General features: G+C 34.5%; 22 protein-coding genes and 1 pseudogene. 3 read left to right on the top strand and 20 right to left on the bottom strand.

Annotated elements, in window-relative coordinates; genetic code table 11:
- The first annotated feature begins 163 nt into the window (after nucleotides 1-163).
- Nucleotides 164-340, top strand: a complete 177-nt coding sequence (locus CN378_RS22645; protein WP_179884903.1) for a hypothetical protein — start codon at nucleotides 164-166, stop codon at nucleotides 338-340.
- Between the two features lie 86 nt (nucleotides 341-426).
- Here the strand turns inward: CN378_RS22645 and CN378_RS12620 are convergent, their stop codons facing one another.
- The gene (locus tag CN378_RS12620; protein ID WP_098352436.1) at nucleotides 427-867 is read right to left on the bottom strand and encodes a transposase; all 441 of its coding nucleotides are present in this window, start codon (nucleotides 865-867) and stop codon (nucleotides 427-429) included.
- A 158-nt stretch (nucleotides 868-1025) separates the two neighbouring features.
- Between CN378_RS12620 and istA the strand changes: the two genes are divergently transcribed.
- Together istA and istB are read left to right on the top strand one after the other, a co-directional pair.
- Nucleotides 1026-2576 carry an IS21 family transposase gene (gene istA / locus CN378_RS12615; protein WP_098352434.1) on the top strand — a complete coding sequence of 517 codons (1551 nt, stop codon included), beginning with the start codon at nucleotides 1026-1028 and terminating at the stop codon, nucleotides 2574-2576.
- A pseudogene (istB, locus tag CN378_RS12610) lies at nucleotides 2573-3316 on the top strand (IS21-like element helper ATPase IstB); the annotation flags it as partial. The gene istA and the pseudogene istB, both read left to right, overlap by 4 nt.
- A gap of 752 nt (nucleotides 3317-4068) precedes the next feature.
- Here the strand turns inward: istB and galE are convergent.
- The 19 genes from galE to CN378_RS12520 form a co-directional block, all read right to left on the bottom strand.
- Nucleotides 4069-5079: a UDP-glucose 4-epimerase GalE gene (galE, locus tag CN378_RS12605; RefSeq protein ID WP_098352432.1), complete on the bottom strand. Its 1011-nt coding sequence runs from the start codon at nucleotides 5077-5079 to the stop codon at nucleotides 4069-4071.
- A gap of 29 nt (nucleotides 5080-5108) precedes the next feature.
- Nucleotides 5109-6530, bottom strand: coding sequence for an oligosaccharide flippase family protein (locus CN378_RS12600; RefSeq protein ID WP_098352430.1), 1422 nt, complete (start codon nucleotides 6528-6530; stop codon nucleotides 5109-5111).
- 407 nt (nucleotides 6531-6937) lie between these two features.
- Complete coding sequence (locus CN378_RS12595) at nucleotides 6938-8008, bottom strand: N-acetylneuraminate synthase family protein (protein ID WP_098352429.1); 1071 nt, start codon at nucleotides 8006-8008, stop codon at nucleotides 6938-6940.
- Between the two features lie 3 nt (nucleotides 8009-8011).
- Nucleotides 8012-9643: a cytidylyltransferase domain-containing protein gene (locus tag CN378_RS12590; protein WP_098352427.1), complete on the bottom strand. Its 1632-nt coding sequence runs from the start codon at nucleotides 9641-9643 to the stop codon at nucleotides 8012-8014.
- Nucleotides 9644-9679: 36 nt separating this feature from the next.
- Nucleotides 9680-10351, bottom strand: a complete 672-nt coding sequence (locus CN378_RS12585) for a CatB-related O-acetyltransferase (RefSeq protein ID WP_257141129.1) — start codon at nucleotides 10349-10351, stop codon at nucleotides 9680-9682.
- Nucleotides 10348-11259, bottom strand: a complete 912-nt coding sequence (locus CN378_RS12580) for a 6-hydroxymethylpterin diphosphokinase MptE-like protein (protein ID WP_098352425.1) — start codon at nucleotides 11257-11259, stop codon at nucleotides 10348-10350. Before CN378_RS12580 ends, CN378_RS12585 begins: the two co-directional genes overlap by 4 nt.
- Nucleotides 11243-12496, bottom strand: a complete 1254-nt coding sequence (locus CN378_RS12575) for an O-antigen ligase family protein (protein ID WP_098352423.1) — start codon at nucleotides 12494-12496, stop codon at nucleotides 11243-11245. The genes CN378_RS12580 and CN378_RS12575 overlap by 17 nt, the downstream gene beginning before the upstream one ends.
- Nucleotides 12497-12532: 36 nt before the next feature.
- Nucleotides 12533-13657: a non-hydrolyzing UDP-N-acetylglucosamine 2-epimerase gene (wecB, locus tag CN378_RS12570; protein ID WP_098352421.1), complete on the bottom strand. Its 1125-nt coding sequence runs from the start codon at nucleotides 13655-13657 to the stop codon at nucleotides 12533-12535.
- 3 nt (nucleotides 13658-13660) lie between these two features.
- Nucleotides 13661-14770: a capsular polysaccharide biosynthesis protein CapF gene (locus tag CN378_RS12565; protein ID WP_098352420.1), complete on the bottom strand. Its 1110-nt coding sequence runs from the start codon at nucleotides 14768-14770 to the stop codon at nucleotides 13661-13663.
- Between the two features lie 16 nt (nucleotides 14771-14786).
- On the bottom strand, nucleotides 14787-15824 hold the full coding sequence (locus tag CN378_RS12560) for a polysaccharide biosynthesis protein (RefSeq protein ID WP_098352418.1): 1038 nt from the start codon (nucleotides 15822-15824) through the stop codon (nucleotides 14787-14789).
- Between the two features lie 47 nt (nucleotides 15825-15871).
- The gene (locus CN378_RS12555; protein WP_098352416.1) at nucleotides 15872-17056 is read right to left on the bottom strand and encodes a glycosyltransferase; all 1185 of its coding nucleotides are present in this window, start codon (nucleotides 17054-17056) and stop codon (nucleotides 15872-15874) included.
- Nucleotides 17057-17072: 16 nt separating this feature from the next.
- The gene (locus CN378_RS12550; protein ID WP_098352414.1) at nucleotides 17073-17900 is read right to left on the bottom strand and encodes a glycosyltransferase family 2 protein; all 828 of its coding nucleotides are present in this window, start codon (nucleotides 17898-17900) and stop codon (nucleotides 17073-17075) included.
- 248 nt (nucleotides 17901-18148) lie between these two features.
- Nucleotides 18149-18934: a glycosyltransferase family 2 protein gene (locus CN378_RS12545; protein WP_257141128.1), complete on the bottom strand. Its 786-nt coding sequence runs from the start codon at nucleotides 18932-18934 to the stop codon at nucleotides 18149-18151.
- Nucleotide 18935: 1 nt separating this feature from the next.
- Entirely contained in the window at nucleotides 18936-19784 is an 849-nt protein-coding gene (locus CN378_RS12540; protein WP_098352412.1) for an NAD-dependent epimerase/dehydratase family protein, read from the bottom strand.
- Nucleotides 19781-20416, bottom strand: a complete 636-nt coding sequence (locus tag CN378_RS12535; protein WP_098352410.1) for a sugar transferase — start codon at nucleotides 20414-20416, stop codon at nucleotides 19781-19783. The genes CN378_RS12540 and CN378_RS12535 overlap by 4 nt, the downstream gene beginning before the upstream one ends.
- Before the next feature lie 163 nt (nucleotides 20417-20579).
- Nucleotides 20580-21479 (bottom strand): UTP--glucose-1-phosphate uridylyltransferase GalU, encoded by a 900-nt coding sequence (gene galU / locus CN378_RS12530; protein WP_098352408.1) that lies wholly within the window; start codon nucleotides 21477-21479, stop codon nucleotides 20580-20582.
- 12 nt (nucleotides 21480-21491) lie between these two features.
- Nucleotides 21492-23312 (bottom strand): polysaccharide biosynthesis protein, encoded by a 1821-nt coding sequence (locus CN378_RS12525; protein WP_098352406.1) that lies wholly within the window; start codon nucleotides 23310-23312, stop codon nucleotides 21492-21494.
- Nucleotides 23313-23413: 101 nt separating this feature from the next.
- Entirely contained in the window at nucleotides 23414-23560 is a 147-nt protein-coding gene (locus CN378_RS22640; RefSeq protein WP_179884902.1) for a hypothetical protein, read from the bottom strand.
- Between the two features lie 287 nt (nucleotides 23561-23847).
- Nucleotides 23848-24615 carry a tyrosine-protein phosphatase gene (locus CN378_RS12520; RefSeq protein WP_098352404.1) on the bottom strand — a complete coding sequence of 256 codons (768 nt, stop codon included), beginning with the start codon at nucleotides 24613-24615 and terminating at the stop codon, nucleotides 23848-23850.
- Between the last annotated feature and the right edge of the window lie 30 nt (nucleotides 24616-24645).

The raw sequence follows: 24645 nt of genomic DNA, 5'->3' as shown, positions 1-24645 counted from the left end.
ATTCAACTTGACGTCTACAACTATTTAATACAAAAAGTCAAATCGGAACCGTCCCCATTTAACCTACGTCTCTCCATGGTGTCGGAATACGAGAATTAAGAAGAATCGAATGGGAGTATACTCTTACTAAAGAAGATGTCACAGCAGGAAAGGCATTTGCGACGTGATCTGGAAACAAGGAGTTAATCATTTTATCACCGGCAGAGCAGAAGAACGCCCGTTGTTTGACTTTGCGATTGAGATCGGTGTATTAAAGAGCGGGTATTTCCTGAAGGACAGATATCTGTTCCTGTTTACGGGTGATAGTTTTAGATATAAAGAATCATTAAAAAACCGCTAATCTGGAGGAGCAAGTGGTATGCATAATTAGATGCCATTTCATACATTTTTTAGTTATTAAATACAAACCGGTTCAAGAAAATAGGACTACGTTCTGGAAGGATCAACGTGAGGATTATGCGAAGCTGTAATATAAGAAATATAACTGATCCAGGGGTAGTCTTCACATCGGGAAACCATGTTGGCTTCCAACGGATTTCGATGGATATAGCGACTCACTTCCAAAAAGTAGTCACTGGATTCAATCAGCTCATCCCCATATCTTCCCTGGAACTGGTGTCCCACCGTTTTCATCCGGCGATTCAGAAAGACAGCATATCGGGAGTGGAGTGTTTTCATAATGTATTGAATATGATGGTCGATGGTTTCGATCTGCAGGTGAATGTGATTGGTCATGAGACAATATGAGTGTAATAAGAAGGGATACATAAAGCGGACATCCTCAAGGATATGCAAGTAGGTAAGATAATCGCAGCCGTCATAAAGCAAAGCACCACGTTTATTCCCCCTTGCCGTGATATGATACATTGATTACGGCAAGTGAAATGTACCACCAATGACATTCTATTTACCACCTAGTGACAAGGAATGTACCAGCAAATGACAAGCTGTTTACCACTATGCCTTCTGTATAATTAGTGAGCACACCTTCAGGTGTGTCATTAATATTCAGGAGGTATTTTTGTATGATTCATTATCGAAAGATATTGGAATTAAACGATGAGGGAATCAGCCTTAGAGGCATAGCCTCAAGTACTGGTCATTCTCGTCAAAAAGTAACAGAGATCATTGGCCTTGCCGAAAAGAAGGGGTTAGTCTGTCCGTTAGAAGAAGAAATGACGGATAAATGGATTGAGGAATTTCTTTTTCCTGAGAAAACAATGGAGGCTTCCGGGCGACATCCTTTGAATTTTGACTATATTCATGAAGAGTTGGCTAAGCCGAATGTGACACTATCACTTCTCCATCATGAATATGAAGCTGAATGTAGAGCAAATCAAAAGATTCCATACTCTTATCGAAGTTTCTTGCGTCATTACAGTTACTATGCTGATAAGTACAAAGCTACTTTGCGCATTCGAAGAAAACCAGGTGAAATCATGGAAGTCGATTGGGCAGGTTCCACAGCTTTCATTATTGATAGAGACACTGGAGAAAAAGTAAAAGCCTATGTGTTCGTTGCCACCCTGCCGTGCAGCCAATTTTCATATGCAGAAGCAAGTTTATCTATGGATTCACATGCATGGATTACACTTCACAATAATGCCTATAAGTATTTTGGTGGCACTACCCAGATTGTCGTTCCAGACAATCTAAAAACTGGCGTTACGAAGCATACGAGCCGTGAATTGGTATTGAATCCTGCCTACAAAGAGATGGCGGATTACTACAACACTGTCGTCATGCCGGCGAGGGTGCGTACCCCAAAAGATAAAGCTAGTGTAGAAGGTTCGGTTGGAGTAATCTCTACCTGGATTATTGCAGCATTAAGAAATATGCATTGCTTTACTATTGATGAACTGAACGAAGAGGTTAGGAAGAAGTTAGATGAGTTTAATAAAAGACCCTTTACTCGGAAAAAAGGGTCTCGTTTGTCTGCCTTTGAAGAAGAGGAGAAATTTGCCCTTTCTCCGCTTCCAGCAGCACCTTATAAAATGTCTGAATGGAAAAAGACAACTGTAGCCCCTGACTATCACGTTTCATTTGATAACATGTTTTATTCCGTGCCATACGAATATATCAATCGCGAAGTCGAGGTGAGAGTGTCAGATAACCTCATAGAAGTATTTTTTAACCATATGAGAATTGCCTCTCATAAACGATTATATGGGAAATTTGGACAGACTACCACTCTCCCTGACCATATGCCAGATAATCACAAGTTATTCGTTGATCAAACCCCAGAAGCTGCGGTTGAATGGGCAGAAAATATCGGAGAATCAACATTAAGCGTAATTCGATATCTTCTTGATACTTCACAGACAGAGAAGTTAGCCCTACAGTCCATATTTTCTTTAAAGAAGTTTGAGCGTCGTTACACCAAATACGAGATTGAACGCGCTTGTAAAATGGTGCTTTCAATGACTAAAAGACCAACGGTCAAAAGTATTCAAACGCTACTGAAGACCAACAAAAAGAATGACGCAGAGCAGGAATTAAAACGGAAAACAGAAACCAGCAAAAACAATTATGGCTTTACACGTGGAGCTTCTTACTATGGGGGAACGGATAAATGATGAATGAACAAACACTAACAAAATTAATGGAAATGAAACTAAGTGGTATGGCGGAAGCCTATAAGGAACAAGCAGCAAATAAAGAGTTTCAGAAAATGACTTTTGAAGATCGATTTAGTTTACTTGTCGATTTAGAACATGCCCGTCGAAAGAGCAATAAGCTTCAACGATTAATCAAAACAGCGACTTTTCTTAACTCCAATGCATGTATTGAAGACCTGGAATATCATGAGGATCGAAGATTAAACAAAGAGTTGATTTTGAAGTTGGCTAGTTGTACTTATATCCTTGATAGTCACAATATTATATTAAAGGGTCCTACAGGTTCAGGAAAGTCATTCATGGCTACTGCCTTCGGAGTATCTGCTTATCGACAGTTTTTCAACGTTAAATATATTCGTTTACCAGAATTATTGGATGAACTCTCACTCGCTAAATTAGCAGCAGACGGAAGCTATCGGAAGAGCATAAAAAAATATACGAAAGTAGACCTCCTTATCTTAGATGAATGGCTTTTGACAGATTTAACAACGGATGAAGCAGCCATCCTCTTGGAAATTACAGAAGCTCGTCATAAGGTTGGTTCTACTATTTTCTGTTCACAGATTGATCCAAGTGGATGGCATTTAAAGTTAGGAAATGAAACAATTGCGGAAGCAATTTTAGACCGCATTATTCATGACTCCTATCAAATTCTACTAGACGGAGAAGTTTCTATGCGTGAGCGTCATGATTTAGCAGGTAACCATGATATGACCACTTTAACGCCAAAAGAGATTCAGAAGATGGAAGAAAACTATTATTTGGTGGGTTTAAAAAGCTGGATTCCTTTCCCAAAGGAACTAATTGAAAAGCTTTTAAAGGTTTATGGCGAGGAACCTGTTCCTTATAGTTGGACCGAGCAAGATATTTATGAAGGGTCTAGAAAGATAATCTTTGATTACTTCAGTAACCAGTCTTAGTAGTTAGTTACAATAATAGCCCTATCAGATTACTAGAATGTTAATCTGTAGGGCTTTTTTATCCATTGGTAAATGCGTTGGCGTAGCCTGGTAAATTCCTTGGCGGAGAGTGGTAAAAAAGATGGCAAGGGTGGTGAAATCACTTGGCTGTATTCAATACATGGCACCCGGGTACCAGATACGGAGTTTTCTAGACATTTCTTTCCTCCTCCCAAGAATAGAAAATACGATCCTTCTCGAGCTAATTCTATAATAAAACACTTGTAAAATCCTACCTAACCAAAGCCAAACAACCCCACCCATCCCTTTAACACATTGACGCTGTGCACTTTAGTTGGGTGGGGGTCTGACCCCAATATTCCTCTGCCTAGCCCCAGGACTAAAGAGGAAAAGTGATATTTATAAAAACAACAAGCTGGCTCCAAATGCAGAAACCATTAGTCACACTCCGCACTTGGTGGCTTTCTTGTCCGCATTAGGTGGCTCAAAAGTATGCACTACTGGCTCATTCTGTCTGCAATAATCAAAAGTCAAATGGGAACCGTCCCCATTTGACCATTCTTTTCAAAACGCCAAGCATCTCTGCACATAGCGACAATATCACGCTTAGCTACCCAACCTAGTTCTCGTTCAGCTTTTGAAGCATCAGCATAGCATAAAGCAATGTCTCCAGGTCTACGATCTATAATTTCATAAGGAACTTCAATACCATTAGCTTCTTCAAAAGCTCTCACTAACTCTAATACACTGGTACCTTGACCGGTTCCCAAGTTATAAACATGAGCACCTTCTTTAAGATTATTTAACGCTGCAACATGCCCTTCTGCCAGATCCAATACATGAATATAGTCTCTTACTCCCGTACCATCTATTGTTGGATAGTCGTTACCAAACACTCGAAGTTTATCCAATTTCCCTTTAGCAACTTGAGTAACATATGGCATAAGGTTATTAGGTATTCCGTTAGGTGCTTCACCAATCAATCCACTTTCATGGGCTCCTACTGGATTAAAATATCGAAGAAGAGCAACTGAAAATTCTGGATTGGCTTTAGCTATATCAGAAAGAATCCTCTCACTCATAGCTTTTGTTTCACCGTAAGGATTAGTAGTAGGTAAAAGATTCATTGTTTCTACAAAAGGTACAGCGTTGTCTCCATATACTGTTGCAGATGAACTAAAAACAAATCGACTCACACCATGTTTCAGGCAAGTCTTTGCAAGAACCATCGTACTGACTATGTTGTTGTAATAGTAAGTTAATGGTATTTCAACAGATTCCCCCACTGCTTTCATACCCGCAAAATGAATGACACCATCTAAATTATTATTATTGAAAATCTCGTCTATAGCTGGTTCATCAGTTACATCAAACTCATAAAAGGTTACTTGTTTATTTGTAATATCAATAATTTTCTCAACGGTCTCACGTTTACTATTACAAAGGTTATCAGCTATTATTACTGAATGCCCTGCTTCTAATAAAGCAACACATGTATGCGAACCTATATATCCGGCGCCTCCGGTTACTAGAATATTCATAAGATACAATTCTCCTTTCAGTATCTAATCTATTTTTCTTTTAACATTTTTCTAAAATCTTTATAGTATAGAATTATAGTTATAAGAATAATAATTAAACTATATAACATAAAACTTGTATTAAATAAAACAAGAATAGCGTTCACTGCCATAATTAAATTAAATTTTAAGTAAACTCTAGTAATAGTTCTAATGTAATTTATTTCGACTTTTAATATTTTCAAATAAACAACAAGTTGCAATATTGAATATATGACATTTGATATTGATGTTGCTAACACAATCCCAATAATCCCCATACCTATTTTTATAAAAACAAAATTAAATATGATAGACAATGAAATTATAATAATTTGAATATATATTAGATATATTTGCTTTTTGTTAGAAACTATAAAAACATTAAAGAAATAAGCAATTTGATTTACTATTGTACCAAATATTAATATCCTGTAGATATTTATACTAATATCATAAGAGGGGACTAAAACATCCACGAAGGGCTCTATTAATATCACACCCGTGACACAAAGTACTACTCCAAAAACTTCAACATATTTAGTATACTTTTCAGTTCTTCTTAGAAAAATTCTAGTGTTAACATTACTATCAACATTTAACATTTTTATCGCCTTAGGATAATATAAAAATAATACTGAGGTTATAAATACTAGCGTTCCCCCAGCAATTTGATTTGAAAATGTAAGATAACCTAAATCTTTATAATCCAAAAATTTAATTGTCATAACTCTATCTATTGTAGTTATTATATAGAAACCTAAATTATAAATTAGTAACGGGAACCCAACTACTAACAAATCTTTAATTACTTGTCTATCAATACTAAATTTGATTTTCCCTAGGTGTTTTATACCATAGAAAAAAATTATACAACCTGAGATAAGCATTGCTATTAGGACAGCATATATCGCAAAGTACTTTATTAATATAACAATCAGAACAAATGAAAATATACTATTTATTATTTCTATATTATTAATTTTTTTAAAATCATTTGTTAATCTAAAATAGTTCATATAAAATGATCTATATTGTTCAAAAATAGCTATTATAAATATTAATACTAAGTAGTTCCTTAAATCACCTTTATAAAAAAAAGTTGTACTAACACCAGTTAAAATTAAAAATGTAGATAAAATGATTAATGCTGTAAAGGTTGTATTAATGACATTTTCAGCTCTAATTTCTTCGCCTTTTGATTCATATAATACGTATTCTCTATTCATAGAGTAAACAATTCCAAGATTAGTGTAAGCTAAATAACTTAATACTAAAATAAGGTTACCTAAAATTCCAAAAAGTTCAGGACCTAATGATGCAGCATTTACTATTCCTTTAACTAAACCAATTACTAAAGCTACGTACTTTATAGAAGAATATCTAAAAACAACTTTAAAATTATCATTATGCAAAATATTCCTTAATAGCATTTTATATTTACTCCAATTTTTTATATGATTTGTTAATTATATATAAGAATATAGGTGATTTAATGATGAGGTTGTATCAATTTTAGGTAATTGTAATTTAAGAGCGAGGATTTTCAAATATTGACAGCCAGACGAGAACATTAATATTATTAATAATTGAGATATAAAGGTAAGCTTCATTAAATCAAATACGAGATCATGATAATCTATATTTATACCGAAAATATATTAAAAGGGGTAATATAACATTTTATGCTACATACCCCTATGGTTATATTAATTTAACAACAGTAGAAGGGAAATATTCATAAAAAGTAATGTAATAGCTAATTTTCCCTTTTTATTATCAAAAGCGTTTATTTAAAATAAATTACAATCCATTCTTTCTTCTATGCAAATTATAATATTTAACTAAACATATAAGGCATTAAAATAGTGTCCTCTGGAATATCTTCTTTTGCTACTTTACCAATAACATTGTTAATATCTCGAGGAGATATTCCAGTTCCAGGTCGCTTAAATGTTAATTTATTCTCAGTTATTACTTCACCCATTTTTACCGCATGAGCTGTTACTAAAGATCTTCTTGCGTTTTTTCTTGCAGCTAATTCTGTTTCATTAAATCCAATTTCATATGAACCCCTTAATTGCTCAATGAATGCAATCCCATTAGTTATAGTTTTAGCATCTTCTGGTGCCATCGCATGATAATGATCATTTCCTGGTAATAATTTATCTAATGTGAAGTGTTTCTCCACTACAAGGGCCCCTAAGTTGTAAGCTGTTTTAATAACATCTCCATTAATATCTGGTTTTGTGTGATCAGAATAACCAATGATTAATTCTGGATATTTATTTTTCAGACTCACAATTTTATTTAGATTAGCATGGTTATATGGCGTTGGGTACTCAAGTACACAATGTAATAATACAATAGGCTCATTGTTATATTTACGAATAGTTTTAATAGTTTCTTCTATTTCTTCTTCATCAGACGCTCCTACTGACAATAAAATGGGCTTGTTCTTTTTAGCTTGATATGCAACAAATGGTAAGTTATTTAAATCAGATGATGAGATTTTATATACATTCATTAATTCATTTAAATAATCAGCTGATTCTATATCAAAAGCTGTTGATAGAAATTCTATATCTAGATCATGACAATACTCTGCCAGTTCTTTATATTCATTATAGGAAAGGCAGTCATATTTTTTAAAAAGTTCATATTGTGATGTAGTCGCTTCTTCCTTAGTATCCCAATATGATGGTGATTCCTTAGCTGCTAATGTCTCTGCTTTGTAAGTTTGAAATTTTACTGCATGAATACCAGCTTCTTTTGCTTCTTTTATCATTAGCTTTGCCGCATCCATAACTGTTATTTCCATTTTTTTTGCTATATCATAATAATTAACTCCTATTTCTGCAATCAATACAAACTTACCTTCTTCTGCCCTCGTTATAATTTTACTAACCATCTACTAATCCTCCTCTAAGATAATATCTATTACACGGTTTATTCCTTTCTTGAAATCATGCTTTAGCATTAATTCCCTCATTTCAAGTCTTATCTGAGGAGTCTCTGCTAACCACTTAAATGTATGCTCTATTGTTTCTTTTGTTACATCTAAACCTAAGCCTAAATTCATAAATCCATTTTGCATTTGTGCGAATGTATGAAGTTGTTCCCTCTTATTTTGTGCTAATACAATTGAAGGGACTCCTAATGAGGCAAGCTCAAAAACAGTCCTACCTTGAGATGTAAATGCTAAGTCAGCCTCTCTCATATAATCGCTGACCCTTTTTACATTTTGCAATATATAAATATTTTTTTCTTTATAAGTAACAATGTTATTGTCTTTATTTTCATATCCACTGCCTGTTATAAAATTAAATATGATATTTGGATAATCTCTGTTTAATTTTATAGCCAAATCATAGATTTTTTCAGTTAAGTTTGATGGATCAGTCCCCCCAAACATTACCAATACAGTTTTAACCTCTTTTGAAAACTCCTTTGGTTTATTTATCAGAAACTCATCCCTGAGACATACATATTTTTCCCCGTGAAATTGTTTTTGACTTTTAATTTCTGTATTATAAAGTGCATTAATAACTGCATCGGCATAAATTGCCCCTTGACCTAAATCTTCGATAGTTATTACTTTTTTAACCAAAGTCTTTAGCTCTTTCATATATTCTTCGTTTGTGTCTAAACAATCGTTAACTACAATATCTGCCTTCCAAACTTTTAAAAAATTAAAAAATTCATCATCATTTTTTATTAGCGTATATGGCATAAAACTATCTTTAATTTTATTTATACCTTCGGAGTATTGTTCTTTTGTTACGAACATAACTTCATGACCAGTCAAGTTATACGCTAAAGTTAGACAATGGTATATATGGCCCATTCCAAGCTCTTTATACCCATCCGCACGAAAGACTATCTTCCTCCTTTTCAGGGAAGCCTCACTAATAATCCAGTCACTAGTACTGTCTATATCTACTGATTGCTCTTCAGGTACTTCAAAAATAGAAATTTTTTCTCCCATCCTGCTATCTGGTTTAACAAAGTTTCTCTTAGTAATAAAAAACGCACCAGTTTCTACATAGTTTGGTGGTAATTGTTGTCTATTTAACCTTTGTGAATAATTTGGAAAATAGCCATTTTCATTACTTGACCATGATAAATGTGGTCTATTTACTGCACTAATATAAGTATCTTTTCCACTAGCTAAAAAATTTTTTATAGCTCTATCTAAAGTCTCGCCCTTAAGCAAAGGGGAAGTAGCCTGGAGTGTAACGACAATATCATATTTGTATTCTTTAACTCGTTCCATTTTATTAACAGCATCGTAAACAACTGGGTCTAATGTGATTTTGTCACCAGCAAGCTCTGAGGTGCGCGTAATATAATCTACATTATTTAGTTTTGCAATACCAATAATCTCCTCATCATCTGAAGTGACAACAATATCAGTAATTAATTCACACGCTTTCGCATTATCTAATGAATATGATATTAAAGGTTTACCATTCATTAACCTCACATTTTTCCTTGGAATGCCTTTTGAACCACCCCTGGCTGGAATTACAGCTAGTATCTTCATTTTTCATCCCCCAATTGAATCAGCATAATGTAAATGCTAATTATTAATTTGTTCAAAAAATTCTTTTGGGTTATTCATAATTTTAGTTAACTCTTTTAGACGCTCATTAGGAAAGTCCCACCAGGCTAGATTTTCTAAAATTAAACGTTCATTTTCACTAAACCTATATTTTATTCGTTTAGCTGGAACACCTCCAACTATTTCATAGGATTCTACATCTTTAGTTACAACAGACCCCCCAGCAATAACTGCACCATTACCAATTTTTATTCCTTGAACAAGCTTAGAATCGCTACCAATCCAAACATCATTACCTATAATAAAACTATAGTTATCCTCAACATGTTTGTACTCTTTAAAACAATTCTTTTCTGCATACACTATACCTGCTTGTCCTATTGTAGAGTAAAAAGCAGGATGAGTTGATATAGCTTCTGTAGTTGGATGATTACCAACTATGAAGCTTACTCTATCCCCAATTGAACAATACTTTCCAACTTTAGCATCACACAAAAAAGAACGTTCTCCTACATAACTGGCATAACCCATCTTTATATTTCTTAACGAAGTGAATTTCCCAACTTTGTTTGCTCCACTAAGGTGAACTTCTTTATTAATTGTTGCACCTAGTGCAAGTGAAACTTTTTCTTTTTTGGAATAGAACAATGAATATGAAAAAGTATAAATTAATACTGAAACAAAACTCATAATGTTCCTCCATTCATATTTCTATTATTCAAAACGACATCTTCATACTTTATCCTAGGAATATTGTCTAATCCTCCGCTTATCGTAGCATTATAAATTTTTATATTTCTTTGATCACAATATTCATATATGTTTCTGAACACACTAAATATAATTCCATGTAATTTGAGCATAGTTTCATTATCATTACTATTCCGGACTCTAAGCATTCGTTTTTTTTCATTTTCAGTATAGGTATATACGTGTTCCTTCTCAATATTTAATTCTGTTTCTTCCTTGATGTAACTTGTTAATATATTTGTCATGTCTACACCCATAAGATATATTTCAGTAAAGCCCATATAAATTGCACAATAGATTGCACCATGTACAACATTTTGGATTAGTGGTAAGCTCCTATCCATTCTAATACTCTTTTTATAGTTGTCATGCATACGATATCTACTATGAATATATAAGGTATTCTCATTATTTATTTTATAATTTTCAACAAAATCTTTTGCAGTATAAGGAAATATACATACTAAGTTGTTATTATTCTTCAACTCTTGCATTCTTTTAAGAGTATCATAGTCTGTAGAGTCTTTTTCATTAAGTGAAAAAAATAAAGGATCTACCATTAGATGAAAATTAGGTTTTACTAATTTGAATAAATCTGATCTATAAAATTGATTAACAGAGAACACAATTTCATTCTCTAATAATTCCAAGTTACCTTGCTTATTTAGGGAAGGACCATTACCTAGAATAAAACACCGTTTACCTTTGAATTTATCTTTATATTTTTGATTAATGGCTAATGTTTTTTTGAAGTCCATGTCATATAATAATCTCGATGTATACAATAGTTCCCATATGAAATTTTCGGCCTTCTCTAAATTATTGTATAACCTATCTCGTCTTTGCATTGATACTAGAATCTCCCCTCCTATTTTTTAAAATTATACTAGCGATCATTAAATACATTATACTATCTAGAGTAAACGAGCTAATCATTTGTAAAGAGACAAATAAAGCTATTAAGCCAGCAAAAATGGAATTAAACTCTTCTTTAGTTTTATTTACTTTCCAAAAAGCCTTAAAAGAATAGTAATATGAAATAATTATAAGAAATCCACTTAGTACTCCATTCTTTACAAACTGTTCAAGGATAGTATTATGTGTAGTAATGTTGTATCCGGTAATACTCCCTATTATGTTTATATAATTTCTACCATAGCCAAATAACAAATGGATTATATCAGAAGAAAACAAAACATCTACTACCGCTATCCACTGCATGTATCGTATGTCAACATTCTCTGCACTTTTCAACCTAAAAACATAATCAACATCATTGAATTGCAATACTTTACTTAATATATCGTCAAAAAAGAAGAGTAATATAATTGAAGTCATAGCTAAAACAAAGTACTGTAAAATAAACTTTAGAGAATTTGTTTTTTTCTTTCGGAAAAAATTATAAATAACAAACGCTAATATAGTAGCTATAATAGATGTTCTAGAAAATGTTAAAATAAGTGCTACTGCACTAATAAGAATACAGACAAAAATCAATAGCTTTTTATTAATTTTATTATATAAATATAATCCCAAAAACAACGTAGTTACAAACTGTAAAGCTACGAGGTTGGCGTTATATGTTAATGCTGAAGAGATAACAGTCTTTATTAACATATTATCTTCGTATGGAGATCCTGGTGGTAAGGGGAATATATACTCTCCAGTTATCATTTGAATTAATCCAGCAACAGGGCCACCAATAAATCCCGTAACAAATATTATTTTTATTACCCTATATAGTTTTTCATAATTATTGCAAAACGATACAATTCCTAAATATAAAAAAACGGTTTGAAAAAAGAAAATGATATTTTGTAAAGTTTGTCCATCTCCATTAATAATACTAGAGATTATCATTAGTACTGATATAACCAATATTGACAAACTAATTATATCTGTTTGTAGATTCTGTCTGTTAATAAGAATTTGGATTAGGAAAACAGATAACCCAATAAAAGCAAGTGCAATAGACCTATAAGGAAATATAGTTCCAGATATCCAATAAAAAAATACGAAGTACATTGTTAATAATATATAGATCAAGTCATTGGTATTTATATACCTCAATTTTTTAACCTTCAATAATGAATCACACCTCTCTAAAGCCTTTTGAAGGTCCTATTTACCCCATGTTATTCTGTTTACATAATCTGTATATGATATAATTATCCTTATTACTTTATCCGATACATTTGGCATACTGTAGTCTTCTACAAGCCTTAAACTATTAAACTCCTGTGTTTCTAGGATTTCTAACCCCTGTAAAATTCGCTCTTTTTTTAATCCAACCATCATCACCGATGCCTCTTCCATTGCTTCTGGTCTTTCATGAGCTTGTCTTATATTAAGTGCATTGAATCTAAGGATAGAAGATTCTTCACTGATCGTTCCACTATCGCTAAGAACCGCTTTTGCCTTAGTTTGTAGTTTTACATAATCATTAAACCCCAGTGGTTTAAGTGTTTTCACTAATGGGTTAAATTCAATTCCTTTTGTTTCAATCATTTTACGTGTTCTTGGATGTGTACTTACAATTACAGGCATATTATACTTTTCTACAACTGCATTTAGACTTTCAACTAAATCTATAAAGTTATTTTCTGAATTAATATTTTCTTCTCTGTGCGCTGATACGACAAAATATTTCCCTTCTACAAGCCCTAGTCTATCTAATATATCAGATTTTATAATATCAGCTTTTTTAGAATTAAGTACTTCAAACATTGGGCTACCAGTTTTAATAATTCGATCTGGAGGAAATCCTTCCCTTAGCAGGTATTCTCTAGCAATATCGCTGTATGTTAAATTGATATCTGCAATGTGATCCACCATTTTTCTATTTGTTTCCTCAGGAACCCTTTGGTCAAAACATCTATTTCCCGCTTCCATATGGAAGATTGGAATATGTCTACGCTTCGCAGCAATAGCTGTTAAACAGCTATTTGTATCACCAAGTACTAAAAAGGAATCCGGATTGACTTCTTCCAAAATTGAATCAATCTTAACCAAAATATTACCTATTGTTTCTACAGCTGTGCCTGTAGCTGCATTTAGAAAATAATCGGGTTTCTTTAAGTTAAAGTCCTTAAAAAACACTTCATTTAGTTCGTAATCATAATTCTGGCCAGTATGAACAAGAGTATGATCAATAGCATTTGACTCTTCTAATTTATTAATAACAGCAGACAATCTTATAATTTCTGGTCTCGTGCCAACGACTGTCATGACTTTTAATTTCTTCATTTGTTATACCTCCACGAAATAGGTGTCTGGCTTCTCAGCGTCGAAGCACTCATTTGCCCACATAACGGTTACAAGGTCTGTTTTTCCTACATTTACAATAGAGTGAGTATACCCTGTAGGAATATCTACAACTTGTAATTTTTCACCATTTACTCGATACTCAATAATTTCTTCAGAATCAATCTTTCTGAAACGAATTATACCTTCTCCGCTAACTACTAAAAATTTTTCATTTTTAGTATGGTGCCAATGATTCCCTTTTGTAATTCCAGGTTTAGAAACATTGACTGAGACCTGGCCTCTTTCAGGTGTTCTCATAAACTCAGTAAAGGAACCTCTATGATCAGAATTCATTTTTAGTTTATAAGAAAACTGATCTTCAGGTAAAAAGCTTAAATAAGTACTATAAAGTTTTTTGGTTAGCGTATCTTCCATATTAGGAATACTTAAATTTGCTCTGCTTTCTTTGAAACTCTTTATAAGATCAGCCAATTCTCCAAGTTTGATATTATGCGTTACAGGTACAACACAATAATCATCATACATCGTTGGCTTTCCCTCAAGAGCTCTGAAAAACTCTTCTAATACATCATCTATATAACAAAGATTAAGTTCTACATTTGAATTGTTTATCTGAATATCTAAGCCTTTTGCTATATTATGACAAAATGTAGCTACAACCGTATTATAGTTAGGTTTGCTCCACTTACCAAATAAGTTCGGTAATCTATATATATAAACCTTAGCATCAGTTTCATAGTAGTAATTAAATAGTAAATCCTCTCCGGCCTTTTTACTTCTTCCATAAGGATTGTCCTTTTCTGCCTGTATAGATGAAGTAAGAAGAACAGGTGCCTTATTGTTATGTTTTTTTAATAGCTCTAGTAATTGAGAAGTTAAACTGAAATTCCCCTCCATAAATTCTTTTTCATCTTTTGGCCTATTAACTCCAGCTAGATGAAAGACGAAGTCACATTCCTTTGTATATTTTTCAAGTAATAAATGATCACTTTCCCTATTAAACTCAAGAATATTAGTATATCCTCTATTTTTAAGTTCTGCGATAAGGTTTTTTCCTATAAACCCTTTTGCGCCTGTAACAAGAATATCCATCACTCAAAACCACCCTTTAATTCATAACGTGAACTTTTTTATTCCATTCTTTTAATTCGTTTTTTACATAATCTAATTCAATTAGTTTTTCTTTAATTTGTTCAATGCTAAGAACTTGTGTATTATCCGAATTATATTCTTCTACGGTAGTAAGTTTTTGATCTCCCTCTGCAAAGTATTTATCATAGTTAAGATCTCTTTGATCCGCAGGTACTCGATAGAAACCAGGTAAATCTTCTGCTTTTACATATTCCTCTTTAGTAAGAAGTGTTTCGTAACGTTTTTCTCCATGACGAGTTCCAATGATTTTTATTTCATTATCCGCATTAAACAAATCCTTTATTGCCTGAGCAAGATCACCAATTGTACTAGCTGGTGATTTTTGAACCATAACATCCCCTGCTTCTGCATTCTGGAAAGCAAAGACAACTAACTCAACCGCCTCTTCTAAGCTCATAAGAAATCTTGTCATTTTAGGATCTGTTACTGTTAAAGGTTGACCATTTTTAATTTGTTCAATAAATAGTGGTATAACTGATCCACGTGATGCCATCACATTACCATATCTAGTTCCACAAATTAGTGTCCTACCAGGATCAACAGTTTTCGATTTAGCAACAAATACCTTTTCCATCATTGCTTTTGAAATCCCCATCGCATTAATTGGATACGCCGCTTTATCTGTTGAAAGGCAAATTACTTTTTTAACTCCATACTCAATAGCTGCTGTTAGAACATTTTCTGTACCTATTACATTAGTCTTTACTGCTTCAAGAGGGAAGAACTCGCATGATGGAACCTGCTTTAATGCTGCAGCATGGAAAATATAGTCGACTCCATGCATAGCATTTTTAACGCTAGCTAAATCTCTCACATCCCCAATATAAAATTTTAACTTATCGTTTCTATAGTGTTTTCTCATGTCATCCTGCTTTTTTTCATCACGCGAGAAAATTCTAATTTCCTTTATCTCGGTATTTAGAAATCTTTCCATAACAGCATTTCCAAAAGAACCAGTACCACCTGTTATAAGTAAAGTTTTATTATTAAACATTAAATAAACTCCTTTAGTTGATTTATTTTAAATATCCATTATAGAAGTTACTGAGAATTTATAGACTTTAAAAACTCTTTCATCTTAGTAGATTGACTGTTTTTATTTTTATTTTTTAAAACAAAATCCCTTGCTTTTAACCCAAAGAGTTCCCTTTCTTTATCAGATATAGCAAGTATTTGTTTAATGTGATCTGATATTATAGAAGAGACATTACTTTCCATTGTATATAAATAGTCATAGTACTCTTCTGGAATCCCAGATAATTTTGTTGTTAGAAACGGGGTTCCTGATACCATATATTCAAATGTTTTTGAGGGAAAAGAATACTTTGTATAATCATCGATAGGGTTTCGTGCATTAATCAATAACGTTGCTTGCTTCTGATATTCAAATAATTCTGTTCTTGATACAAATCCAAAAAATTTAATTCTTCTATCTTTTCTAGCTTCTCTTTGAATATATTCATTTAACTCACCGTCTCCAAATATCCAAAGTTCTAGTTCCTTATCTTCTATTAGTTTAAAGCCCTCTATTATATTTTCAATTCCTATATTTTTATGAAGTGTTCCAGCATGCATAATGGATTTTTTTTTGTTTACCTTATCTAAATTTATCCCATTTGGTGAATAGACACCTTCAATTACCAATGTCTTCTTATCCCTTATTGGCAGTTGCTCTCTCATTGCATCTGAAAACAAAATGAAAGCATCAATATTACTTAGCATTTTATTAATAATCCAATGATCAATCTTCTTTAAAAAACTTTTTATGGGTTTGTCTTTCAATGACATATCCATATATCCGGGCAGATCGGGACAAATCAAAATAGTTTTGAGATTATAGTTCAACTTTTTAGCAAACCAAAGTGCTATCAAGTAGGGTGTGTGAATTAAATAAGCAACCGCGATACTATACTCCCTTTTCTCTTTCCTTTTTAATATATTGAAACACATGAGTACAGTTTTTATAATCATAGATAGTAGTGGAATCCTAAAGGATCCTACTGCATAATCATTACTCGACTTATTATGTGACCATTTAAATCCTTTATTAAACTTCTTAGCAGTTGGAAAGTCATTCAGGATTTCTATATTTATCTCTTGATCTTCCAAACCTTCGATAATATTTTGCTGAAAGAGAGAACCAGATACTGCACCAGGGCCGTTTACAGGTAGTCTATATTTACCATTATTTATCCAAGCTATGCTGCTTATCCAAAATAATTTCATATCAAAATTCTCTCCCCTAATATTGTGAAACAAATTTCACACCCATCTTTAATAACAGTTTCTTGATTGTTTTCCTTAAGCTGTTTGGTATATTTTCTCTTAAATAAAACCTAACATTGTGGCTAATGACTTCTTTTATGGAAAGTTTCCCTCTATATTGGTAATCTATATTAATTCCTCTTTTTCTAAAATACCTTATTGTTTTAGGAAACCATTTACCTTTTAATATTCCGTTATGAATATCTATAATATTAGCAGTGCTTACAAAACAATCATCTAATGGTTCTTTATTGCCATCTACTGCTTCTTTCAAAAAATTAATTTCAAATTCCCATGCTGAACCATCAACTTCTTTTAACTTCGCTAAAAGAAAGTCTTTCTTCCAAACTGAAGCTTGAAGATTAACCCCATACTCCTCATTTTTATATATTGGGTAAATTTGATCACTATTTTCTTTAATAGCCCGTTTCCGAGGGATATTAGTTATTCTTAAGTAATTTACATTATTATTAACAATGAAATTCATCGCTTGATTTAAATCAGAGTTTTTAACCTTTTCACCTATAAGATAGTCTTCAAGTAGCAAGAGAACATAGTCACTATCTATTTGTTCAATTGCTTTTCTTGCTCTATTACACCAGTTGATTTCTTTGCCCGTTTGTATTAAATGAACATTTTTATAATTAACCTCAGTTTCATTGTTAACTAAATAAATCGGATATTCACAATCCGGCCAATATTTATAAAAGGCTTCAAAAAAAAACGGCCATACATCCCTATAGCCATCAAATGAAAGAACGACAATGGATATTTTCGGATGAACTGATTCTGTTGGAATTTCCATAACTCTAACCTCCAATTTTTAGTACCTTTCAAAAAACAACAATTTGCTTTTTAAGCACGGTATAAATAATTCTTATTGTTATTTATACAATTGTTGAGTCAATATCAATAATGTACATTATCAACCGCAATCGATTAAAATTAGAACTAGTCTATATCGACCACATGGTAATTAATGGCGTTTATAATATAATTACACAACCCAAAGTTCAATTTTCAATAAATATGATATCGATTAAATTTAGAAATCTAATGGATATTTAATTTGATATTTTTATATTTTTTAATTGAACCCATAATATGTCTAACCATATAATAAATTGAAGACAACGGATTAATACCAATGAAACGAAATACTTTATAAGTCATCTTAATAGTTTTTAATTTGTTTCCTGATTTTGAGTTTTTTGAAATTCTATATATAAGAAGTGGCTCATTGACACCATAAGCATAGACTCCAGTCCTTAATACTCTTAACCAAACTGCATAATCTTCATGCATATCATCGTTTTCCATTTTTATGTCTTCAAAAAATCTCTTCTTTATGAAGACAGATGAGCAAGAAATAACATTATGGGTTCTTAATTCCTTGTAACTAACTTTCTTAGGAACCTCAAAGATCCCCTGATAAAAGTCTCCAACATCGTTGATAAAAGATGAACCTGTAAAAATAAACTCTGAATTAATTTTTTGTGAGTGCAGCAACTGCTTTTCCAACTTATTTTTCTTCCACATATCGTCACTATCTAAAAATGCTATCCAATTACCGTTAGCAAGTGTAATGCCCCTATTCCTAGTTGCTGATACTCCTTGATTTGTTTCATTAATATATAATTTAATACGGCTTTCTTTAATTGAAAGTTCTTTTATAATTCTTACTGTATTATCCCTTGATCCATCATCTATAACTATTAACTCCCAAAATTGATATGTCTGTTCAATAACAGATTTAATAGCTTCTTCGATATACCTTTCACAGTTGTATGCAGGCATTATTATGCTTATTAATTTCTCTTTTGTAAAAACATCCTTCACATTACTTCCCCCTTTCGGTCATAGAAATCGAAGAGTAAAAGTCGCAAATATAATATGGACTCTCATTTTCTGACATACCCTTTTCGTATACTAGGTCTCCAAATACTTTATTTAAAGTACTACCCTTCAACAACCTCAATAAAGGATTAAATAATCTAGTCAACCAAATATTCTTCTCATGCATTTCTGCTATTGACTTCACAAGCTCACTGGTCCTCACATATTCACTATTTTGGGGGAAAAAAGTTCCACTGTTATAACCATCAATTAATATTTTTACAAACTCAGACAAATTATCTATATAAATCATACTACGTTTATTTTCAATATCAGGAAAAACCGGAGTTATAAGAGCAAACTTTGCTAATCTTACATAATTCCCTTTGCATCCTTTACCATATATCATTGGTGGACGAACTATTGCAACTTTAAATTTTTCATTTTCTAAAGGTTTTATTAGTTCTTCTGCCTCAAGTTTGGACTTCCCATAATTACTTTTTGGATTCAGGGGAGATTTTCTATTAATTACACCACTTTCAATACCATATACGCTCATCGAACTTAAAAAAATGAACTGCTTAACACCTTCACTTTTTGCCTTGTGGGCAACTTCGTAAGTCAAGTCGCGGTTCACCTTGTAATAAAGTTCAGCATTTTCCTTCGTCTCCTTTATATGTGCTATTCCAGCAACATGAAAAACTACATCATAGCCCGAGAATTCTTTTTCCTTCCATGAATCGGTCCTTAAACTAACGGAAGAAAGGGAATACTTACCAAGGTATTTTCCAAGCCACTTCTCAAGACTTTTCCCCACATAGCTGTTTTTACCAGTTATCAGTATTTTTTTCATTTGGAAATACTCTCCTTACTACTCGCGATTTCTTTCTTCGCTGCAGTTCCAGGCCCACCTTCAACAACCCCATCACTTTTCACAACACTAACGATGGTCCCAAAGAAGCACTTTACATCCATCCAAAGACTAATCCTTTCAACATACTCTCCATCCAACTTAGCTTTAATTTCAATAGGAAGCTCATCTCTACCATTAATCTGTGCCCACCCAGTAAGTCCAGGTGGAACATTATTCGCACCGTATTTATCTCTTTCTTCAATTAAATCATACTGATTCCAAAGTGCTGGTCTTGGTCCTATAACACTCATTTGACCCACGAAGATATTCCAAATCTGTGGAAGCTCATCGAGAGATGTTTTCCTTAGAAATCTACCCATCTTAGTGATATATTGCTCAGGATTGTCTAACAAATGAGTTGGAGTGTCTTTTGGAGTATCAATTCGCATAGTACGGAATTTTAATATTTTAAAATGTTTTTTGTTCACACCTACTCGCTTTTGCTTAAACAGCACAGGACCACTTGAATCAAGCTTTATTGCAATAATTAAAATTATATAGATTGGTGATAAAATAATTAGTCCCATTGATGAAAGAATAAAATCTCCGAACCTTTTTATTTTTATGTACAAAACAGCTACACTCCTTAAGCTTTTTAGTTAATTAGTATCTATCTGGATTTATAATAATTAAGCATCTCATCTCCAACTAAATACTAATAAACCAAATTAATCCCAAAGATAATTAGTAGGGTGCACATTTTCATATGTCCAACCTACTAATTATCATTTCAGGCTATTTAATTTCTTCTACTTTTTCTTGATTTAATACTTCCTGTAAATAATTTATTACCTGAACTCTTAAATCCTCCCGCTCCAACGCAAACTCCAAAGTTGCCCGAATAAACCCAAACTTATCCCCAACATCATGACGCTCACCCTGGAACTCGTATCCGACCACCATCTGCTGCTCATTCAACTTCTTTATCGCATCCGTCAACTGAATTTCATTGCCCGCACCAGGCGTCTGGTTTTCCAAAATATCGAAGATCTCGGGACGAAGCACATATCTTCCCATAATTGCATAATTAGAAGGAGCCTCCTCCACCTTAGGCTTCTCTACTAGGTCATTGATATGATAAACCCCATCCTCAATCCCATTATGATTAATCGAAATTACTCCATACTTTGATACTTCCTGCTCCGGAACCTCCTGCACCCCAATCACAGAAGAATTATACCGCTCATACAAATCAATCAACTGCTTTAAACAAGGCTTCTCGGGAGAATGAACAATATCATCCCCAAGTAAAACGGCGAAAGGCTCATCCCCAATAAACCGGCTCGCACACGAAATCGCATGCCCAAGTCCAAGAGGCTCTTTCTGTCTTATATAATGAATATTAGCCAACTTGGAAATCCCCTGTACTTCTTCCAGCTGCTCATACTTACCTTTTTTCGCAAGCGTCTCTTCAAGCTCATACGACTTATCAAAATGATCCTCAATCGCTCTCTTCCCACGACCCGTAACGATAATGATATCCTCAATTCCCGAAGCAACCGCCTCTTCTATAATATATTGAATCGTCGGCTTATCCACAATCGGCAGCATTTCCTTTGGCTGTGCCTTCGTCGCCGGCAGGAATCGTGTCCCAAGTCCCGCTGCCGGAATAATCGCTTTTCTCACTTTCTGCATCTCTTCCACCCCTTAGTTTGCATTCTGTACTAATACTCTCTCTTTCTTATTGGCTAGCTCCAACACATACTCAGCCAAATACTTAGGCTCAAACTCCGTATGATTCTCCACCAGATTCGAAACCCGCTCATATTCAAAATCCACCGTCTTCCCAACAAATATCTTAGGAAAAATCGCTTCATTATGAATTTCATTCTCCCCAAGCAGTTCCTCATACATCTTCTCACCAGGACGAATCCCTGCAAACTTAATCCCGATTTCTTCTATTGTATAACCCGATAAGGTAATCAAATTCTTCGCAAGATCCACAATCTTCACCGGCTCACCCATATCAAGGACAAAAATCTCTCCGCCACGCGCCAACGCACCCGCCTGCATAACGAGTCGTGAAGCTTCCGGTATGGTCATGAAGTATCGCGTCATATCAGGATGAGTAACCGTCACCGGCCCACCAGCCTGGATCTGCTGTTTGAATAATGGAATGACACTTCCACGGCTTCCAAGTACGTTACCGAATCGGACTGCCACGAAGTTCGTCTGGCTATGCTTATTCAGATTCTGAATCACCATTTCAGCAATCCTCTTCGTAGACCCCATGACATTTGTCGGGTTCACGGCTTTATCCGTCGAAACAAGGACAAACGTTTTGACGCCGAATGTATCGGCGGCTTCCGCTACGTTCTTGGTCCCGATGACGTTGTTCTTCACCGCTTCTTTCGGATTGTATTCCATCAGCGGCACATGCTTATGCGCCGCAGCATGATATACCACGTCCGGCTTGTGCGTTTCCATCACTTCGAAGATACGGGAACGGTCCTGTACGTCTGCAATAATTGGAATAATATCAAATTCAGCTTTATATTTATTTCGAAGGTACATATCAATTCCGTAAATGGAGTTTTCACCGTGCCCCAATAATAGAAGCTTCTTCGGTTTGAACTTACTCACCTGACGGCAGATCTCGGATCCGATTGATCCACCAGCTCCCGTCACCAGGATCGTTTTCCCCGTCACTTTTTCCGAAATCGATTTCGCATCCAGTTCCACGGGGTCTCTACCTAGTAAGTCTTCTACCTGTACATCACGGAACTGATTGACGGACACCTTACCTGACACGATGTCTTCAAGCATCGGCATGATCTGGGTCTTGGCTTTTGTTTTGCTGCATTCCTGATACACTTTTTGAACCTCGGACTTACTCATGGATGGAATGGCAATGATGATTAATTCCACGTTTAGTTTCTCCACTAGTTTTGGTATACCTTTCGTTTTTCCCACTACGGTGACACCATAGATTTGAAGCCTTTGTTTCTTCGGATCGTCATCGACGAATCCTACAGGCAGGATCTCTGCATCATGATTTTTCATAAACTGGCGGACTAGCATGGAGCCAGCAGCTCCTGCGCCGATGATAAGTGCTCGTTTCTTTTCTTGTTTTGTTTTTATGTAATAGTCTCTGTACATCCTCCAGGAGAAGCGCGATCCCCCAATCAGGATGACGTGAAGCATCCAGGTGATGCCAAGTACACGGACATACACGTTTCCATTCACTAATAATTGAATAACTGCTGCAGTCACAATCGACCAGGTAACGGCGCGCACGATGGCGAGCATCTCACCCACACTCGCATACTCCCATGCTTTATGATACAGACGGTAAATGAATGCAAACACATGGTGACTGACCAGTAATGCAACGGAACTCACGATGAGGGTGGGTAGAGTATAAATGCTGAAGTACGGATTAAGCGTATAATATCCAATATAAATAGCGGTTAACACAATGATGGAATCCAATAACATCAACAGGGATACTCGTTTTGAATAGCTCACTTGTTTTCCTCCTTTTTAACATGTTCAACCTTGTGCTGTTTCTTTTTAGCAAAATAAATACCTAAGGAAAACATATAATGATATATCCCTTCCTTAGGTATTTATATTTTCTTAGATTCTTTTCGTCTCTTCTCAATGGCTTGATTGACAAGGGACTGAATATCCTGGAAATGTTCCTGTGGTGCATCCTGATAGATATACCGGATGGTTCTCTGGATACACTTTGGCAGCTTGGTAAAACCTCTCATAGATTACGAATCTCCTTCACGCAACGTTAAAGCGTTTTCATTACCTTACTTTGGCTTATTTCAATGTAATAATTAATTAGGGCATCTAACCCCACCTCACATCCCACCACTGACGACGAGCGTCTAAGGTTTACGTTACCCACAGTGTGACCGAGTGCCTCCTTTGCTAACGGTGAGGAGACATTACCGATGTACAGAAGTGGTGCATTCAGACTATTCTGACATTATTTGACACCATTCTATATTAAGAACATTAAGGATCCAGATTACAAATTGATCACCCGGAGTTAGAAAATACCCAGGAATTTTTTCTTTTTCACAGGTTCAGGGATTTCTTTATAGATGGCTTTACCATCTACGAGTAGTTCTGCATTTTCTGTAAAGTAATAGACCATGTCTACCCCGTACTTTTTCTCTGTATAATCCATGGCTTCTTCCATCTTGAAAGAGCGGTTATGTGTATTGTGGGCATCTGATGCGATGAAATGCGTCAGGTTGGCTTCAACTAACTGCTGTGAAAACTTCTGGATTTTTTTGCCGAAATACCCGACTAGACTGGAGGCAGTCAGCTGCGTGACGGCTCCGTTCTTGACCAGTTTGTACAGCTTGTCCGGTCGTTCAATGAGCTCTGCGTTGCGTTCCGGATGGACGATGACGGGTGTCAGGCCTTCCACTTGAAGATCATAGAGGAGGCGGTCCGCATATCGTGGTACGGAGCTTGACGGAAATTCAATGAATATGTATGGGCTAACTCGGTTTAAAGGTAGGATGTCACCACGGTGATAATCTTCGAGGATCTCTCCATAAATCCGGCATTCCTGTCCAGGCAGAACAGCCAAATCGATCTTTTCATTTCTTAATCTCTCATTCAATGAATCTACTAATGGAAGGATGTGTTGCCTTCTATTTTCGTAGGATCCGTTCTTATGATGAGGAGTCGCGATGATCGTATGGATGCCTTCAGAAACGGCTTTCTTCGCCATTTCAATGCTTTCCTCGACGTTTTTCGCCCCGTCGTCGATACCGGGTAGGATATGACTGTGTATATCGACCATATTGACTCCTCCCTTCATAGGAAATTCGAC

The organism is Bacillus sp. AFS015802, from assembly GCF_002561455.1.
Lineage (GTDB): Bacteria > Bacillota > Bacilli > Bacillales > Bacillaceae_B > Rossellomorea.
Note: the sequence above shows the minus strand (reverse complement) of the source record. Positions and strands in the feature narration are given on the sequence as shown.

Coding starts and splice junctions, on each gene's coding strand:
- CN378_RS12620 (WP_098352436.1), bottom strand. CDS start 867: ATGTATCATATCACGGCAAGGGGGAATAAACGTGGTGCTTTGCTTTAT.
- istA (WP_098352434.1), top strand. CDS start 1,026: ATGATTCATTATCGAAAGATATTGGAATTAAACGATGAGGGAATCAGC.
- galE (WP_098352432.1), bottom strand. CDS start 5,079: ATGAATATTCTAGTAACCGGAGGCGCCGGATATATAGGTTCGCATACA.
- CN378_RS12600 (WP_098352430.1), bottom strand. CDS start 6,530: ATGCTATTAAGGAATATTTTGCATAATGATAATTTTAAAGTTGTTTTT.
- CN378_RS12595 (WP_098352429.1), bottom strand. CDS start 8,008: ATGGTTAGTAAAATTATAACGAGGGCAGAAGAAGGTAAGTTTGTATTG.
- CN378_RS12590 (WP_098352427.1), bottom strand. CDS start 9,643: ATGAAGATACTAGCTGTAATTCCAGCCAGGGGTGGTTCAAAAGGCATT.
- CN378_RS12585 (WP_257141129.1), bottom strand. CDS start 10,351: ATGAGTTTTGTTTCAGTATTAATTTATACTTTTTCATATTCATTGTTC.
- CN378_RS12580 (WP_098352425.1), bottom strand. CDS start 11,259: ATGCAAAGACGAGATAGGTTATACAATAATTTAGAGAAGGCCGAAAAT.
- wecB (WP_098352421.1), bottom strand. CDS start 13,657: ATGAAGAAATTAAAAGTCATGACAGTCGTTGGCACGAGACCAGAAATT.
- CN378_RS12565 (WP_098352420.1), bottom strand. CDS start 14,770: ATGGATATTCTTGTTACAGGCGCAAAAGGGTTTATAGGAAAAAACCTT.
- CN378_RS12560 (WP_098352418.1), bottom strand. CDS start 15,824: ATGTTTAATAATAAAACTTTACTTATAACAGGTGGTACTGGTTCTTTT.
- CN378_RS12555 (WP_098352416.1), bottom strand. CDS start 17,056: ATGAAATTATTTTGGATAAGCAGCATAGCTTGGATAAATAATGGTAAA.
- CN378_RS12550 (WP_098352414.1), bottom strand. CDS start 17,900: ATGGAAATTCCAACAGAATCAGTTCATCCGAAAATATCCATTGTCGTT.
- CN378_RS12540 (WP_098352412.1), bottom strand. CDS start 19,784: ATGAAAAAAATACTGATAACTGGTAAAAACAGCTATGTGGGGAAAAGT.
- galU (WP_098352408.1), bottom strand. CDS start 21,479: ATGCAGAAAGTGAGAAAAGCGATTATTCCGGCAGCGGGACTTGGGACA.
- CN378_RS22640 (WP_179884902.1), bottom strand. CDS start 23,560: ATGAGAGGTTTTACCAAGCTGCCAAAGTGTATCCAGAGAACCATCCGG.
- CN378_RS12520 (WP_098352404.1), bottom strand. CDS start 24,615: ATGGTCGATATACACAGTCATATCCTACCCGGTATCGACGACGGGGCG.